This window comes from Sodalis sp. RH22, from assembly GCF_047324165.1.
GTDB lineage: Bacteria > Pseudomonadota > Gammaproteobacteria > Enterobacterales > Enterobacteriaceae > Acerihabitans.
In genome coordinates this window covers 962,684-977,898 of the sequence record NZ_CP178731.1, presented here as the reverse complement: position 1 = coordinate 977,898, position 15,215 = coordinate 962,684, and the positions used below count along the sequence as shown (strand labels likewise).

Here is a 15,215-nt window from a genome sequence, read left to right as displayed (position 1 = left end):
TTTAGCGCGTTGACGCATAGCTGGGTAACAAGGATTGTACTTCCGCGGGCAGGGTGAATTCAGCGACCCAAAGACGCATCGCTTCGATATCCGGCGCCAGGAGCCGATCGCTTGCCAGGAAGGCGACACGGTTACGGATAGCCACAAGCTGTTGTTCGAGCGCCGCCGAGCTGTTCAGCGGCCGGTTAAAATCAATGCCCTGGGCGGCGGCCATGGCTTCGATGCCCACCACCACCGAGGTGTTGAAACACATATCCCCCAGCCGGCGGGCGGCAAAGGTGGCCATCGACACATGGTCCTCCTGGTTGGCGGAGGTCGGCAGGCTGTCGACGCTGGCCGGGTGCGCCAGGGACTTGTTTTCCGAGGCCAGCGCCGCGGCGGTGACCTGGGCTATCATAAAGCCCGAGTTCACGCCGCCTTCATTGATCAGGAACGGCGGCAGGCCCGACAGGCCGGTATCGAGCAGCAGCGCCAGGCGGCGTTCTGAAATAGCGCCGATTTCGGCTATCGCCAGCGCGAGGATATCGGCGGCGAACGCCACCGGCTCGGCGTGGAAATTGCCGCCGGAAATCACTTCGCCGCTATCGGTAAACACCAGCGGGTTATCGGACGCGGCGTTGGCCTCGATTTGCAGGATGCGCGCCGCATAGGTCAGGTTATCCAGGCAGGCGCCCATCACCTGCGGCACGCAGCGGATGGAATAGGGATCTTGTACCCGGCCGCAGTCGGCATGGGATACCACGATTTCGCTGCCGTCAAGCAGCGTAGATACCGCCCGCGCCACCGCTATCTGGCCGGCCTGGCCGCGCGCCTGGTGGATACGCGCGTCGAAAGGCTTGACCGAGCCTTTGATGGCCTCAAGCGTCAGGGCGCCCGCCACCAGCCCGGCGGCAAAGGATCGTTCCGCTTCAAACAGGCCGACCAGCGCCAGCGAGGTGGAAACCTGGGTGCCGTTCAGCAATGCCAGCCCTTCTTTCGGCGCCAGCACGATGGGACGCAAGCCGGCCAGCGCCAGCCCTTCCACCGCGCTTATCAGCGCTCCCTTGACCCGCACCTGCCCCTCGCCGATAAGCATCAGGGACAAATGCGCCAGCGGGGCCAGGTCGCCCGAGGCGCCCACCGAGCCTTTGGCCGGGATACAGGGCATGACGCCGGCGTTATACAAGGACAGCAGGGCCTCCACCACCGATAACCGAATGCCGGAATGGCCGCGCGCCAGGCTTATCACTTTGCAGGCCATGATAAGCCGCGTCACATTGTCTTCGAGCAACGCGCCGGTGCCGACGCTGTGCGACAGCACCAGGTTACGCTGCAGTTCCGCCAGCCGTTCGGCGGGAATGCGGGTTTGCGCCAGTTTGCCGAAACCGGTGTTGATGCCGTAGACCACGTCGCCGGTGGCCAGGATCTCCTCCACCGTTTGCTGCGCGGCGTTGATGGCGGTGAAGGCGGCGGGATCAAGCGACAGTTCCAGCTCGCCATGATAGATGGCACGCAGCGTCGCCAGGTCTACCTCGCCCGGCACCAGACGGCATGGGCGTAAAGATGTTACAGAAGATGACATAATCTATTCCTGTCTATACAAGTAAAACCGGCACTTGGGCGCATTACTGGGTTGCGCCCGGGTGCCGCAGTTGCGGCCCGTTGTTGTGCCCTGCTCCGCGAAACCTGGCGAACCATTGCGGTCCGGATTGCAAAGTCAAAGCGCCATGCTTTGCAGCGTTTCGCTGCGTATTTCCTCGGTAACGCGCGCCTTGAGCGCCATAAATTCCGCCGTGGTCTTTAAGGTGTAGTCACGGGGATGGGGGAAGTTTATCGCCACCTCGGTTTTAATCCGTCCCGGTCTGGCGCTGAAGATGGCGACTTTATTGGCCATAAAAATGGCCTCGTCGATATCATGCGTGACAAACAGCACCGTCTTGCGTGACGACTCCCATATTTTCAACAATAATTCCTGCATCAGCACCCGCGTTTGATTGTCCAGCGCGCCGAAGGGTTCATCCATCAGCAGGACTTTCGGATCGTTGGCCAGCGCGCGGGCGATGGCGGTGCGCTGCTGCATGCCGCCGGACAGCTGGCGCGGGAAATGATGCTCAAACCCGCGCAGGCCGACCTGATCGACAAAATAATCGCAGCGCTCGCGCTGCACGCCCGGGCTCAGGCCCCGTTCCCGCAGCCCAAAACAGATGTTCTGCGCCACCGTCAGCCACGGAAACAACGTATAGCTCTGGAAGACCATGCCCCGATCGGCGCCCGGGCCGTCTATCAGTCCCCCGTCCAGCCACACTTCCCCGGTGGTGGGCCGATCGAGACCGGCGACAATCCGCAGCAGGGTGGATTTACCGCAGCCCGACGGGCCGAGGATGGTAATAAAATCGTTTTCCTCCACCCGGTAGTCAATGGGCAGCAACGCCTGGGTCTGCTGGCCCTTGGGGCCGTTAAAGACGCGCGACACCTGGCGGATGGCGAGTTTTCCGGGGGTCATGAGGAAATGCTCCAGGCAAACAGGCGACGGTTCACCGCCTTGAACAGGAAATCGGAAATCAGGCCGATACAGCCGATAACGATAATGCCGAAAATAATCTGCCCGGTATTGAGCAGCGCCTGGCTGTCGACAATCATATGGCCGATACCGCTGGACGAGCCGATTAGCTCAGCCACGATCACATAGGTCCAGGCCCAGCCCAGCACCAGGCGCAGCAATTCGGCAATCTCGGGCGCCGCGCCTGGGATCAGCACCCGGCGCACGATACTGCGGTTCGAGGCGCCCAGGGTATAGGCGGCTTCCACCAGATCGCGCCGCGACGCGCCCACCGTGACCGCGATCATCAGCACAATCTGAAAAAACGAGCCGATAAAAATCACCAGGATTTTTTGCATTTCGCCAATGCCGGCCCACAGGATCAGCAGGGGAATAAACGCCGACGCGGGCAGGTAGCGGCAAAACGAGACACAAGGTTCAAGAAACGCCTCCACCAGTTTATACGACCCCATCATGATGCCGAGCGGCACCGCCAGTACCGCCGCCAGGATAAATCCGCCCAGCACGCGCATCACCGTCATGCCGATATCCAGCGAAAAATTGTACTCGGTAAACAGCAGGTAGCCTTCGTGCATCATGGTCAGCGGGTCGGCCAAAAAGGTCGGCGACACCCAGCCGGCGAACGTGGCCCAGGCCCAAAAGCCGAAAAACAGGATAAAAAACCCCAGCCCGAGAAACCAGCGCTGCCCGGTTGAAACCGCGCGCAGCGGCACCATCAGCGGGTTGTGCCGTACTTTCTTCGCCGCCGGCAACGGCGCCGGTTGCCCGGCGGCCGGCGAGGCCTTGTCAACGGACATTGCGCGCCCCTTATTGATTAACGTAGCTGGCGTCATACAGTGTCTTGATATCGGGGATCTTGCGGATCACCTTCATTTGCAGCAGCAGTTGCGCCGCCTCCCGGCTGAAGCTGTCGATTTCGCCATTAAAGAACTGGCGGTTCTGCGCCCGGTCCTGCCAGCGCAGGTAGCTGGCCGACTCGGCAAATTCCTTGCCCGATTCCTTAACCGCCGCGCCCATGATTTCATTGGCTTTATCCGGCTGGGCCTTGATCATATCCAGCGCGTCGAAGTAGCTGGCGACCAGCGCCTTGGCGGCCTGGGGATTTTGCTTGAGGAAGGCGGGCGTACAGCCCAGCGTATCCATAACCATCGGATAATCGAGGGTGGTGGCCAGGATCTTGCCTTTATCCGGGCTTTGCCGCACCGAGGAAAGATAAGGCTCGTAGGTCATGGCGGCATCGTTGCTGCCGGCGATAAACGAATGGGCGGCGGCTTCGGGCGAGAGCGTGGTGGTCTTGACGTCTTTAAGGCTCATGCCGTTTTTATCCAACATCCAGGCCAAGGCGAAATACGGCGAGGTGCCCGGTGCGTCGACGCTGATGGTTTTGCCCTTCAGCGCCTTGATGCTGTCGATGCCGTTGCGCACCACCAGGCCGTCGGCGCCGTAGGATTTATCCAGCTGGACAATCTGGGTGATGGGCACGCCGTTGGCGTTCCAGGAAATATAGGTTTCCACCGTGGTGGCGGCGCACTGCACGTCGCCGGAGGCAATAGCCAGGTGGCGGTCTTTTTGCGGGATCATTTTGACGGTGACATCCAGGCCGTGGCGTTTAAATATCCCCGCCTTGTCCGCCAGGGTCAGCGGCGCAAACCCGGTCCAGCCGGAAATACCGATGGCCAGCGGCGTGTCGGCCGCCATCGCCGGCAGGGCACCGGCCAGGCCGAGCGCCAGAATAAGGGCGGTCTTCAGCGGTTGAACGCGGCGTTGCAATGACGTACTGGCACAGGCGTTGCTCATATCCCACTCCTGAAATAACGCCGGCTAAATTAACCGGCAAAAATGTGTTCGCGGCCGGCTAAGGCGCCTGCCGCCCTGGCTAACAACTGTATAAGCTTGTCTATACAAGACTCTTTACCTAGGCAGGAACTAAGCAAAGCTTGTGCCATCTTGCCCGTGGCCGGTTATTTGACGATAAGCGTCGCCCTGAACGGGCGAGTCCCGCAATCACGGACGCGCCGCGTTGGCAGCGCGCACCCCGTGGCGCGGCCGATGAATCATTATGGCGCGCCATGCACCAAAATCATGCAGGCGATGCTTCTATCGGCCATAAGAGCCGCCTGGCGCGGCTAGCGACGGGAGATATCCGCCCATAGCGCCACGCCATCGCCGTCGGCGGGCCACAGGCGCAGCGGCGCGCCGAGTTGTCGCCACCAGATGCCCTCGCGTTGCGTCAGCGGCGTCTCGCCCTCAAGGTGCCAGCGGCCCGCCAGTACATAGATTACGCCGTCGCCGCCCGCGGGCAGGCGCTGCTCGCCGGTCAGGCGCTCTACTCGCGCCCGCCGGTCCTGGCGGCGGGTCATGATATTGAAATCCCGGCTCGGGCCGCCCGCCAGCCGCGCGCTGATGGCGTCCTCGCCGGCAAAGGCATGCGGCACGCCGGGCCGGGTCAGGGCATGGGATCCGCCGGCGGCGTTATGCAGCGTCACGCCGTCGCCCTCCAGCAGGGCGATAATCCGATCCACGCCGGGGAAGGAGGAAAAGGCCCCGTCGCGGTCGATGGTGGCGATGCTGGCGCGCCAGGCAAACGCCGCCGGGTCGCCGCCCGCCGGCAACGCAGCGGGCGCATCAGGCGGGCAGCTGATAATTTCGCGCGTTTCGCCGCCGCCGTTGCGCCAGGGGGACACCGGCAGGCCGGTGAACGAAAACCTGACCGGCCGGCTCACAGCGCCTCCCGGCGCAGGTCGCGCAGCACGCGGGCGAAAGACTGGGCGCTTTCCCGTTCCAGGGCATGGTGCCCGTCGCTGATTACCCGGCGGCCGGCGACGAACACATCGCGGATTTGGCCGGGGCCGCCGGCAAACAGCCAGCGATTGAGCAGGTCGCCGTCGTCGGCCGAGGCGATATAGGGATCTTCGCCGTCCAGCACCAGCCAGTCGGCGCGCATACCGACCGCCAGCGCGCCCAGCGGTACGCCGCAGGCCTGCGCCCCGCCCCGCAGCGCCGCGCGGTAAAGATTATCGCCGAGCGTGGGGTGCAGCGCGTCGGCCAGACGGTTGCGCCGCCGGTCGCGCAGGCGCTGTCCGTATTCCAGCCAGCGCAGCTCTTCCACCACGTTGAGCGAAACATGGCTGTCGGAGCCGATGCCCCAGCGGCCGCCCTGCCGAACATAGCCGTCGGCCGGGAAGATACCGTCGCCCAGGTTGGCCTCGGTGGTGGGACACAGCCCCGCTACCGCGCCGCTGCGCGCCAGGCGGGCCAGTTCTTCCTCATCGAGATGGGTGGCATGGATCAGGCACCAGCGTTCATCCACCTTAACCTGATCCATCAGCCAGCGAACCGGACGGGTTCCCGACCAGGCCAGGCAATCCTCCACCTCTTTTGTCTGCTCGGCCACGTGGATATGTACCGGCAATTCCGCCGCCGAGGCCTGCAGGACCTCGTGGATTTGCCGCGCGCTGACGGCGCGCAGGGAATGGAAACACAGGCCCAGGCGCTGATGCGGCTGCGTGGCCAGATGGGCTTGCAGCGCCTGCTGCTGGCGCAGGTAGCTGCCGGTATCCTGGATAAAACGCCGCTGCCCGGGGGCCGCCGCCTGTTCGCCGAAACCGCCGTAGGAGTACAGCACCGGCAGCAGCGTCAGGCCGATACCGCTCTCGGCCGCCGCCTGGCTGACGCGTAGCGCCATTTCCGCCGGATCGGCGTACGCATGGCCCTGGGGATCGTGATGCAGGTAATGGAATTCCGCCACCTGGCTGTAGCCGCCCTTTAGCATCTCGATATACAGCTGGCGGGCGATAATGCCCACCTGCTCCGGCGACAGCCGTTGCACCATGCGGTACATCACATCGCGCCAGGTCCAGAAGCTGTCCTTCGGATCGCCGAAGACTTCCGTCAGTCCGGCCATGGCGCGCTGAAAGGCGTGGGAATGCAAATTGGCCATGGCGGGCAATACCGGCCCGGCGAGAGACTCGGCGTCCTGTGCGCCGGCATCTGATTCAATAGCGACGATCGTTCCCTGGGCGTCGATCTGCAGTCGGACATTGTGGGTCCATCCCTGCGCCAGCAGCGCACGGGGGGCAAAATAAACGGGCATGGCGGTTTCCGGTTAAAGTGAGAGTGATAGGAGTGTCTATCCAGACGAAATGCTTATCCACTTGTCTATACATATACATACGCTGAATTGAACAGTAAACTGTTTTGTTATTATCCCTGTCATCAGAGGTCGGAAACGTGTCTGAACTACTGTCAGCGGCGCAACTGTCCGCCATCATGAGCGATACGCCGGCGCCCATTTATCAACGGGTTAAACAGGCGATCGTGCAGCAGATACGTTCCGGGGCCTGGGAGCCTCATCGGCGCATCCCGTCGGAAAGCGAACTGGTGGCGGAGCTGGGGGTCAGCAGGATGACCATTAACCGGGCGCTGCGCGAGCTGACCGGCGAAGGTTATCTGCTGCGGATGCAGGGCGTCGGTACCTTTGTCGCCGAGCTCAAGCCCCAGACCGCCATGCTGGAAGTGCGCAATATCGCCGATGAAATCGCCGCGCGCGGCCATCGCCACAGCAGCACCCTGCTGACCCTGGAAGCGCGCCAGGCGACCGGCGAGGAAGCGTTATCGCTGGGCATCCAGCCGGGTGAGCAGCTGTTCCATTCGCTGATCGTGCATTACGAAAACGATATTGCCGTACAGCTGGAAGACCGCTGCGTCAATCCCTTGACCGCGCCCGATTATCTGCGGCAGGATTTCAACCTGATTACGCCCTATTTCTACCTGACGCAGGCCGCGCCGCTTACCGCCGGCGAGCATCGGGTCGAGGCGGTAAACGCCAGCAGCCGCGAACGCGAGCTGCTCCAGCTGGCGGATAACGAACCCTGTTTGCTGATTCACCGGCGCACCTGGTTCGGCAAACTGGTGGTGACTTCCGCGCGCCTGCTGTATCCCGGCACGCGTTATCAGCTGTTTGGCAGCTTTATCGCCTAGCGCGGGGTGCGCCGCGGTCCAGGGCGGCGCGTTGCCTGAACGGCTGTGGGGTTTCAATAGACTTTTTTATCAACCTAGCGGGAGATCAATCCATGCCGGTAACGGAACATTTTGACGCCGTCTGGTCGGGGGCCGACGTCGCGACCCTGCGCAACGGCCGCTATGACATCATCAGGGACGGCGCGATTGCCGTCAGGGGCGAACGCATCGCCTGGGTCGGACCCAGGGACGAGCTGCCGGCGGCGGACGTGGCGGCCCGGCATGATTTCGGCGGCGGCATCGTCACCCCCGGCTTTATCGACTGTCATACCCACCTGGTATTCGGCGGCAATCGCAGCCATGAATTCGAACAGCGGCTTAACGGCGTCAGCTATGCGGACATAGCGGCCGCCGGCGGCGGCATTCTGTCCACGGTCAACGCCACCCGCGGCGCGTCCGAGGATGAACTGATGGCCGCGGCCGTTCCCCGGCTGGCGATGCTGATGGCCGACGGCGTCACCTGTATCGAGATAAAATCCGGCTACGGACTGACGCTTGAGAGCGAAATAAAAATGCTGCGCGTCGCCCGGCGCATCGCGCAGGCCTATCCGGTCCAGGTCAGGACCACGCTGCTGGCGGCCCACGCGCTGCCGCCGGAATACCGGGGGCGCGCCGACGAGTATATTACGCTTATCTGTGAACACTGGATTCCCGAGGTGGCGGCGCTGGGACTGGCCGACGCGGTAGACGGTTTTTGTGAACACCTGGCCTTCTCGCCCGCGCAGATAGCCCGGGTATTTACTGCCGCCCGGCAGGCGGGCCTGCCGGTCAAACTCCATGCCGAACAGCTCTCATCCCTGGGCGGCAGCAGCCTGGCCGCGCGTTTCGGCGCGCTGTCGGCGGATCATCTGGAATATGCCACCGACGACGACGCCCGCGCCATGGCGCAGTCCGGCACCGTGGCGGTCCTGCTGCCGGGCGCCTGTTATATGCTGCGGGAAACCCAGCTGCCGCCGGTGGCGCTGTTTCGCCGGCATGGCACGCCGATGGCGCTGGCCAGCGATATCAATCCAGGCACCTCGCCCGCCTGCTCCCTGCGTCTGATGCTGAACATGGGCTGCACCCTGTTTCGCATGACGCCGGAGGAGGCGTTGGCCGGCGTGACGATTAACGCGGCGCGGGCGCTGGGACTGGCGGAATCGCAGGGCACCCTTGAAGCCGGCAAGCTGGCCGATTTTGTTCACTGGCCGGTGGCGCATCCGGCGGAATTAGCTTACTGGCTGGGCGGGCAACTGGCCGGCAGCGTTATTTACCGCGGCGTACGCCGCGCGTAATCCTTCTTTTCAACAGGGTTTTCCAGGAGGGCATCCGCGATGAGCATTACCGAACCCTATACTTTTGAAGCTGGCACCATTCCGTTGTTATTGAGCATCCCCCATGCCGGCACGCGGCTGACGCCCGCGGTGGCGGACGGACTGAGCGACGCCGCCCGGCCGCTGCCGGATACCGATTGGCATATCCCCAGGCTGTACGATTTCGCCCGCGCCCTCGGCGCGCATATCCTCATCGGCACCTACTCGCGGATGGTTATCGATCTTAACCGGCCCGCCGACGATAAGCCTCTGTACACCACCGCCACCACCGGCCTGTATCCCGAAACGCTGTTTGACGGCACGCCGGTGTTTAAACCGGGCGCCACGCCCGATAAGGCGGAACGCCGGCGTTACCTTGATGAAATCTGGCATCCCTACCATCGCAAACTGCAGGATTGCCTGAGCGACATCAAGGCGCAGCATGAATATGCGCTGTTGCTGGACGCCCATTCCATCGCCTCGGTTATCCCGCGGCTGTTCGACGGCACCCTGCCCGATTTGAATTTCGGCACCAACGACGGCATGAGCTGCGCGCCGTCGCTGGGCGAGGCGCTGGCCGCGTTTTGCCGGCAACAGCCGTTTACCCATGTGATTAACGGCCGTTTCAAGGGGGGATATATTACCCGCGCCTACGGTCAGCCCCACGCCCGCCAGCATGCGGTGCAACTGGAACTGGCGCAGTGCAATTATATGCGCGAGGAACAGCCGTTCGACTACCTGCCGGAGCGCGCCGGCCAGCTGCAGCAGGCGCTGCGCTCGCTGGTTGCCACGCTGCTGAGCTGGGGCCAGCAACCGCGCTAGCGTTGTGTCGCGCCGGTTACCGAGGCGCGCGCACGGCGTTGTACGGCGCGGCCCTTTGCTGAGCGGACGGCTGAGCGGACGGCGGGCCGTCGCCCGCTCAGTCGTCGGGGGCGAAACAGAGGGTATATTCGCAGCAGCCGTCGCAGCTTGGCGATCGGCAGGTTAACTCGCCGGTCTGCGCCAGGCAAACCTGGCGATAAAAAAACTTCTTCCAGCGCATATTGCGATCGTTCATCGCCACCAGCGCCGGAAAGCAGGCCTGCATCAGTTCCCGCAGTTCGCCGCGCGACGCCAGGCCCAAATCCTGCCATAAATGGTTAAATCCCAGCGCGGCGACGGCAAGCAGCCGGTTCAGCGGTTCGGCGCCGGCGCACATATATTGCGCCAGCCAGTCGCCGAGCGCCTGGCATTCCTGCTGGCGGGTGCGCGCGAGCAGGGCGAGCAGCGCATCCTGTTGCTGCAATACCGCGCCGCGGGAACCGGGATCCAGCCGTACGCGCCGCGCCAGTGCCTGGTATTGTTCGGGGGACAGTCCCATGGCGGCGGGAAAACGCGCGCTTCCCGCCAGATGGTTGGCCAGCAGCCGGCGCAGCCAAATGTCCGGCGGCGCGCTAAGCGGTTGATGCGCGGGACAGGCGACCATCAGGCGACCCCCTTGACGGCGGCGGCAGTCTTTTGGCCGCGCTGTCGCCACCATTGGCCGAGCGTGGCGGCGACAGGCTGCCAGGCGCCGCCGACACAAGGCTCGATGCCGGCCTGTTCCAGGCGCTCCCAGGGTCCCATGCCGATACGGGCGCAGAACACCGCCGCCATGTCCGCCAGCAAATCCACCACGGCGTCCAGGCGCAGCTCCGGCTGGAGCGCCTCGTCGTCGCAGTCGGTTTTACCGCTGCAAAACGGCGGGGTAAAACGTTCGCCGATGGGAATCACGCCGGCGGCGGATACGCTGTAAATCTGGAAGCGCCGCGCATGGCCGAAATGCTCGTCGATGGCGGTTCCATGGGCGGTCGCCACCGCCACCAGGCAGGCGCCGGCGGACTCAGACTCGCCCTGCGAGGCGATGCCGGCCTGGATTTGCGCGCGCTGGCGCATCACCGGCAGGTAGGATCCGGCGTTCTGTGGTATCGCCGACAGCGGGAAGCTCTGGCTGCGATCCTCCCCGAGCATGCCGATGGCATCGGCGCGGCACTGCTGGCAATGCGCCATTTGCGGCATGGATCCGCCGCATAAACCGCGCACCGCCTCGACTTCCCCGGCGGTAGGTTCCGGCTGGCCGCGCAGGCCGTATACCGTGCCATGCTCCGGACGGGAAATCAGCGGCATGACATTATGCAAAAACGCGCCCCACTCCCGCGCTTTTTCGCTGACCGCCGGCAAATGCCGGTCGTTAATGCCGGGGATAAGCACCGAATTGATTTTCACCAGCACGCCGCGCGCGGTGAGACGGCGGATGCCTTCCTGCTGGCGGTCCAGCAGCAGGGCCGCCGCCTCCCGGCCCTCCAGGCGCTCGCCGTCAAACCAGAGCCAGGGATAGATCCGCGCCGCGATATCCGCATCCAGCGCATTCACCGTCACGGTAACGTGATCGACGCCGATATCCACCAGCCGGTCGACCACGTCCGGCAGCCCCAGTCCATTGGTGGACAGGCACAGTTTCATGTCCGGCAGCGCCAGCCGCAGTCCTTCCAGGGTTTTAAAGGTACGGGCAATATTCGCCAGCGGATCGCCGGGACCGGCGATGCCAATCACCGACAGCTGCGGCAGCGCCGCCGCCACATGGCGCGCCTTGGCGATGGCCTCGGCGGGGGACAGGACCTCAGATACCACGCCGGGGCGGGATTCGTTGCTGCAGTCGTATTTGCGATTGCAGTAATGGCATTGCAGATTGCAAGCCGGCGCCACCGCCAGGTGCATGCGGGCGTAGCGGTGATGGGCAAAGCGCGAATAGCACGGATGCTGCGCCGCCTTATCCGCCTGAAGCGGAGTCAGGGAAGCGCCGGGGCCGGAAGAGCCGCAGCCGCTGGATGAGGACTGACAAGATGCCATGTGAACCGCCTTATGCAAAACGACATGACAGGAGTGCTGCAATCGCCATGCCCAGACAAAAGCAGAATAAAATTCTTTTTTTACAAGCCATTACGCCTCTGCAGCATTTACCGTCCCCGGCGTATGACAACATGGCGTGCCGACATTGTCTTAAACCCGACAACACGCCAAAGGCGCCGGGCTTAGCGTTGGTCCGTCATCCGTTCGTCCTGGCTGGCCAGGCGGTAAAGGGTAAAGCTATTGTCGTCGGCCGGCCGGCCGCCGCGCCATAACGGTAACCACCGGGGTCCTGGTTTTTTCTCCGGGCGGGTCAGGCTGTCCTGCACCAGCAGGAGCGTGCAGAGTCGGACGGCCGAATTTTTTGTGACACCGTCACCCTGACCGGAATGACCCGCATAAAGGCGCCGGCCCGCCATACCGGTGACATAATGCAGCATACCCAGTTCCGACTCGCCCATGCCATCGGTGGCCAGGCAACCGGCATCACCCACCCAATTGGCCAGGGGCGAGAAGGCTTCTTTATAGCTGCGCGCCGCGTCAAACCAGGGCATCAGCAGAACAAAGGCCACCCCCCACAGGGTCGACAGACCGGAAGTCCACGCCAGGAGCAAGCCGGCACCGCGGCGGGCGCGCAATATCAGCCACCATAGCGACACCAGCCCACAGGCGGCCATCGCCGCCAGCGGATCGGGGCGCAGCGTAAAAGGCAACGGGAAAACGTGATCCACCCCGGGCCATATGATGCGCAGCAACACCGGTTCGATGCCGTTGGCCAGCGCAGACCAGGTGGCGACGACCACCATCAGCGCCATGCCGAACAGAGCGTCCAATGCCCGCCGCGCGACGGCCCATCCCTTGCCGTCCCGGCACGCCAGCCCGGCTGCCGCCGGCAGGGCCAGCAACGCCAGGGCGGGATAAACCGGCAACAAATAGATATCGCGCGCCGATCCCGAGGCGCACAGCACCGCCACGCCCACGGCGGAAAAGAGCGCCGTCACGCCATAAGCCGGCCGGTGCGCCAGCCAGGCCGATAGTCCAATCCGCCCCGCCGGCGGCACGGCGTTCACGGCGCGGGCCGGGCGCATCTCCGGCCCGGCCGCCTTGTGCCATAAGCGTCCCGTCGCCAGCCGGCCTAGCCCTCCGCGTGCGGCCCGCATCAAGCCGGCAAACACGCCCGCCAGTACGATGACGGAGGCGGGGGCGCCGCCGATCAGCACCGCCCTGATCCTGTCCTGGAATGGATTATCATGCCCGCCAAGCAGGGTGTTCCCGGTGAAACGGCCGATATTATTAACCCAGAACCACTCGGCGAATAAATCCGGGTCCGCGCGATACAATGCCCATGGCCATGGCAGCGCGAAAGGCAGCGCTGCCGTCGCCGCGCCAAGCCAAAACCGCCGCCCCGCGCGCTGATGGAAGCCGGGTATCAGCGCCAGGCACAGCATCAGCGTCACGCCGGCAATACCCGGCACCAGCAGCCCTTTGCTCAAAAAGGCCACGCCGGCGCCCAGCCCGAACAGCAGGCCATAACGACCGCCCTTTCCCGGCGATGCGGCATACCCCGCCGGGCCGGAGATACCTGGCCGCGCACCCGCCAACGCCAAGCCGGCCAGCGCCACCGCCGCGCCCGCCATCTGTCCCAGGTCGGCGGTAAATTTATGCCCGTGTTCGGTAAGCCCGGCGGTGCCCGCCAGCAGACAAACCGCCGTCAGACGCCAGTCTTGCCGTGTGATAACGCCCTCTTCCCGCCGCGTATCATGCCTCTCGTCATATAAACGCCGCGCCACCCGGCAGCAGGCCCAGAACGTCGCGACAAGGCATACCGGCACCGCCAGCCGGGAGGACTCATGGGGCGGCAGCCAGGGAATCAGCCTGGCGCACAGCGCCCCAAGCCAGAACATCAGCGGCGGTTTTTCCAGAAAGGGATCCCCGCCCACATGCGGCACCAGCCAATGCCCGTGGGTCAGCATATTCCAGACAATGCTAAACGAATACGGCTCATCCGCCTTCCAGGGGAAACGACCGAAGGTACCCAGCAAAAAATAGGCGGCAAACAGCAGGTAGGCCCCCCGGCGCAGCAGGATCCGGCCGTGCGCGCCGTCGCCGGTGGCGTCAGCCCGGGAAAAACGGCATTTTATGGTCTTTAACAACATTTAATCTTCTATCCCTAACAATTACGATGTGCATTCTTTTACACATAACTATATGAATATATACACTTTTATTCGCCAGAGGCCGCCCATCATCCCTTTTTCCTGCCGCGATGCCAAGCCTGTGCCACCACAATTTTCCCTGCGGTGCGCGGCCGGCTGGGGCAACGCTGGCAGCCCGGGCCGGCGAAGGCGCCTGGCGGCCTTTTAGCCCGCTATGTGTTATCTTAAGCGCCGGAAAAGCCCGTCAGAACATGACGGCTTATGGATGGATCACTAGGTGGTGGAATTTATGATGGAAAAAAAGAAGACCTTCCCGCAGCAGAAAAATCACCTGCATCCGCGCAACCGTCATCGTTCACGCTATGATTTCACCGCGTTGATAGCCAGCCTTCCGGCGCTGGAACCCTTTGTCAAACCCAACGCCTGGGACGATATTTCAGTGGATTTCGCCGATCCCAATGCGGTAAAAATGCTTAATCGCGCGCTGCTTAAGCATTATTACGGCATCGAGCATTGGGATATTCCCGCCAATTATCTCTGTCCGCCGATCCCGGGGCGCGCCGACTATCTGCATTATCTCGCGGATCTGCTGGCGGAAAGCAACGGCGGGGAGATTCCCACCGGCAAGGGTGTGGCCGTGCTGGATATCGGCATCGGCGCCAACTGCATTTATCCCATTATCGGCCAGCGCGAATACGGCTGGCGCTTTACCGGTACGGAAAACGATCCCCTGTCGCTGAACGCGGCGAAAATGATCGTCAGCATGAACCCGACGCTTAAAAACAGCGTGCGGTTGCGCCAGCAAAAAGACAGTAACGCCATCCTTGACGGCATGATCGGTATTGCCGAGCGTTTTGACGTCACCCTGTGCAACCCGCCGTTCCATGCCTCGGAGGAAGAAGCGATCGCCAGCACGCGGCGTAAATTGCATAAGCTGGGTAAAGGCGAGGTGGCCGCCAAGCCGGTGCAGAACTTTGGCGGCAAAAGCAGCGAACTCTGGTGCGAAGGCGGTGAACTGGCGTTTGTCGGCAAAATGGTGGCGGAGAGCGTGGGCAAAAGCAAAAATTGCCTGTGGTTTACCTCGCTGATTTCCAAGCACACGACGCTGCCGCCGCTCTATGAGGCCCTAAAGCAGGCCGGGGCCGCCGACGTGCGCACCGTGGAAATGGCCCAGGGCCAGAAAATCAGCCGCTTTATCGCCTGGACCTTCCATGACGCGCAACAGCGCGCGCAATGGGCCGCCGAACGCTGGCACTGATGCCGTCGTCGTACCGGCCTGCGGGCAAACGGCCCGCCCTGGCCCGTGAGCATCCCCTTTGTGCCCGCCGACACGTCTCCGTACCG

Annotated in this window: 13 protein-coding genes; 4 read left to right on the top strand and 9 right to left on the bottom strand. The window is 63.4% G+C overall.

All coding sequences use genetic code 11. The features are described 5' to 3' along the window. Nucleotide 1: 1 nt before the first annotated feature. The 6 genes from hutH to ACL2XN_RS04480 all read right to left on the bottom strand — a co-directional run bounded on the left by hutH (nt 2) and on the right by ACL2XN_RS04480 (nt 6,632). Nucleotides 2–1,561: a histidine ammonia-lyase gene (hutH, locus tag ACL2XN_RS04505; RefSeq protein ID WP_410014931.1), complete on the bottom strand. Its 1,560-nt coding sequence runs from the start codon at nt 1,559–1,561 to the stop codon at nt 2–4. A gap of 135 nt (nt 1,562–1,696) precedes the next feature. Next, nucleotides 1,697–2,482: an ABC transporter ATP-binding protein gene (locus tag ACL2XN_RS04500; RefSeq protein WP_413730383.1), complete on the bottom strand. Its 786-nt coding sequence runs from the start codon at nt 2,480–2,482 to the stop codon at nt 1,697–1,699. Continuing rightward, a complete protein-coding gene (locus tag ACL2XN_RS04495; RefSeq protein WP_413731066.1) occupies nt 2,479–3,255 on the bottom strand; it encodes an ABC transporter permease in 777 nt (258 codons plus the stop codon). Before ACL2XN_RS04495 ends, ACL2XN_RS04500 begins: the two co-directional genes overlap by 4 nt. A 91-nt stretch (nt 3,256–3,346) precedes the next feature. Continuing rightward, on the bottom strand, nt 3,347–4,237 hold the full coding sequence (locus ACL2XN_RS04490) for an ABC transporter substrate-binding protein (RefSeq protein ID WP_410016816.1): 891 nt from the start codon (nt 4,235–4,237) through the stop codon (nt 3,347–3,349). A 428-nt stretch (nt 4,238–4,665) separates the two neighbouring features. Beyond that, nucleotides 4,666–5,262, bottom strand: coding sequence for a HutD family protein (locus ACL2XN_RS04485; protein ID WP_413722932.1), 597 nt, complete (start codon nt 5,260–5,262; stop codon nt 4,666–4,668). Next, nucleotides 5,259–6,632 carry a formimidoylglutamate deiminase gene (locus ACL2XN_RS04480; protein WP_413730382.1) on the bottom strand — a complete coding sequence of 458 codons (1,374 nt, stop codon included), beginning with the start codon at nt 6,630–6,632 and terminating at the stop codon, nt 5,259–5,261. Before ACL2XN_RS04480 ends, ACL2XN_RS04485 begins: the two co-directional genes overlap by 4 nt. Nucleotides 6,633–6,808: 176 nt before the next feature. Here ACL2XN_RS04480 and hutC point away from each other — a divergent pair, with 176 nt between their 5' ends. The 3 genes from hutC to hutG all read left to right on the top strand — a co-directional run bounded on the left by hutC (nt 6,809) and on the right by hutG (nt 9,672). Further along, on the top strand, nt 6,809–7,519 hold the full coding sequence (gene hutC, locus ACL2XN_RS04475; RefSeq protein WP_413723444.1) for a histidine utilization repressor: 711 nt from the start codon (nt 6,809–6,811) through the stop codon (nt 7,517–7,519). Between the two features lie 92 nt (nt 7,520–7,611). Next, nucleotides 7,612–8,832: an imidazolonepropionase gene (hutI, locus tag ACL2XN_RS04470; protein ID WP_413730381.1), complete on the top strand. Its 1,221-nt coding sequence runs from the start codon at nt 7,612–7,614 to the stop codon at nt 8,830–8,832. Between the two features lie 39 nt (nt 8,833–8,871). After that, nucleotides 8,872–9,672: an N-formylglutamate deformylase gene (gene hutG, locus ACL2XN_RS04465; protein ID WP_410014926.1), complete on the top strand. Its 801-nt coding sequence runs from the start codon at nt 8,872–8,874 to the stop codon at nt 9,670–9,672. Between the two features lie 97 nt (nt 9,673–9,769). Here the strand turns inward: hutG and ACL2XN_RS04460 are convergent, their stop codons facing one another. The 3 genes from ACL2XN_RS04460 to ACL2XN_RS04450 form a co-directional block, all read right to left on the bottom strand. Continuing rightward, nucleotides 9,770–10,315, bottom strand: coding sequence for a nitrogen fixation protein NifQ (locus ACL2XN_RS04460; RefSeq protein WP_413730379.1), 546 nt, complete (start codon nt 10,313–10,315; stop codon nt 9,770–9,772). Beyond that, nucleotides 10,315–11,718: a nitrogenase cofactor biosynthesis protein NifB gene (gene nifB, locus ACL2XN_RS04455; protein ID WP_410014924.1), complete on the bottom strand. Its 1,404-nt coding sequence runs from the start codon at nt 11,716–11,718 to the stop codon at nt 10,315–10,317. Before nifB ends, ACL2XN_RS04460 begins: the two co-directional genes overlap by 1 nt. 182 nt (nt 11,719–11,900) lie before the next feature. After that, nucleotides 11,901–13,871: an ArnT family glycosyltransferase gene (locus ACL2XN_RS04450; RefSeq protein ID WP_413730377.1), complete on the bottom strand. Its 1,971-nt coding sequence runs from the start codon at nt 13,869–13,871 to the stop codon at nt 11,901–11,903. A 292-nt stretch (nt 13,872–14,163) separates the two neighbouring features. On the opposite strand from ACL2XN_RS04450, the gene rlmF reads away from it, so the two are divergent. After that, complete coding sequence (rlmF, locus tag ACL2XN_RS04445) at nt 14,164–15,129, top strand: 23S rRNA (adenine(1618)-N(6))-methyltransferase RlmF (RefSeq protein ID WP_410016814.1); 966 nt, start codon at nt 14,164–14,166, stop codon at nt 15,127–15,129. Nucleotides 15,130–15,215: the final 86 nt, after the last annotated feature.

Excerpts from the sequence above, each read along its gene's own strand:
- ACL2XN_RS04490 (WP_410016816.1), bottom strand. The coding sequence starts at position 4,237 with ATGGCGGCCGACACGCCGCTGGCCATCGGTATTTCCGGCTGGACCGGG.
- ACL2XN_RS04495 (WP_413731066.1), bottom strand. The coding sequence starts at position 3,255 with ATGGTGCCGCTGCGCGCGGTTTCAACCGGGCAGCGCTGGTTTCTCGGG.
- hutI (WP_413730381.1), top strand. The coding sequence starts at position 7,612 with ATGCCGGTAACGGAACATTTTGACGCCGTCTGGTCGGGGGCCGACGTC.
- ACL2XN_RS04500 (WP_413730383.1), bottom strand. The coding sequence starts at position 2,482 with ATGACCCCCGGAAAACTCGCCATCCGCCAGGTGTCGCGCGTCTTTAAC.
- rlmF (WP_410016814.1), top strand. The coding sequence starts at position 14,164 with ATGGAAAAAAAGAAGACCTTCCCGCAGCAGAAAAATCACCTGCATCCG.
- hutC (WP_413723444.1), top strand. The coding sequence starts at position 6,809 with ATGAGCGATACGCCGGCGCCCATTTATCAACGGGTTAAACAGGCGATC.
- hutH (WP_410014931.1), bottom strand. The coding sequence starts at position 1,561 with ATGTCATCTTCTGTAACATCTTTACGCCCATGCCGTCTGGTGCCGGGC.
- ACL2XN_RS04480 (WP_413730382.1), bottom strand. The coding sequence starts at position 6,632 with ATGCCCGTTTATTTTGCCCCCCGTGCGCTGCTGGCGCAGGGATGGACC.
- ACL2XN_RS04450 (WP_413730377.1), bottom strand. The coding sequence starts at position 13,871 with ATGTTGTTAAAGACCATAAAATGCCGTTTTTCCCGGGCTGACGCCACC.
- nifB (WP_410014924.1), bottom strand. The coding sequence starts at position 11,718 with ATGGCATCTTGTCAGTCCTCATCCAGCGGCTGCGGCTCTTCCGGCCCC.
- hutG (WP_410014926.1), top strand. The coding sequence starts at position 8,872 with ATGAGCATTACCGAACCCTATACTTTTGAAGCTGGCACCATTCCGTTG.
- ACL2XN_RS04460 (WP_413730379.1), bottom strand. The coding sequence starts at position 10,315 with ATGGTCGCCTGTCCCGCGCATCAACCGCTTAGCGCGCCGCCGGACATT.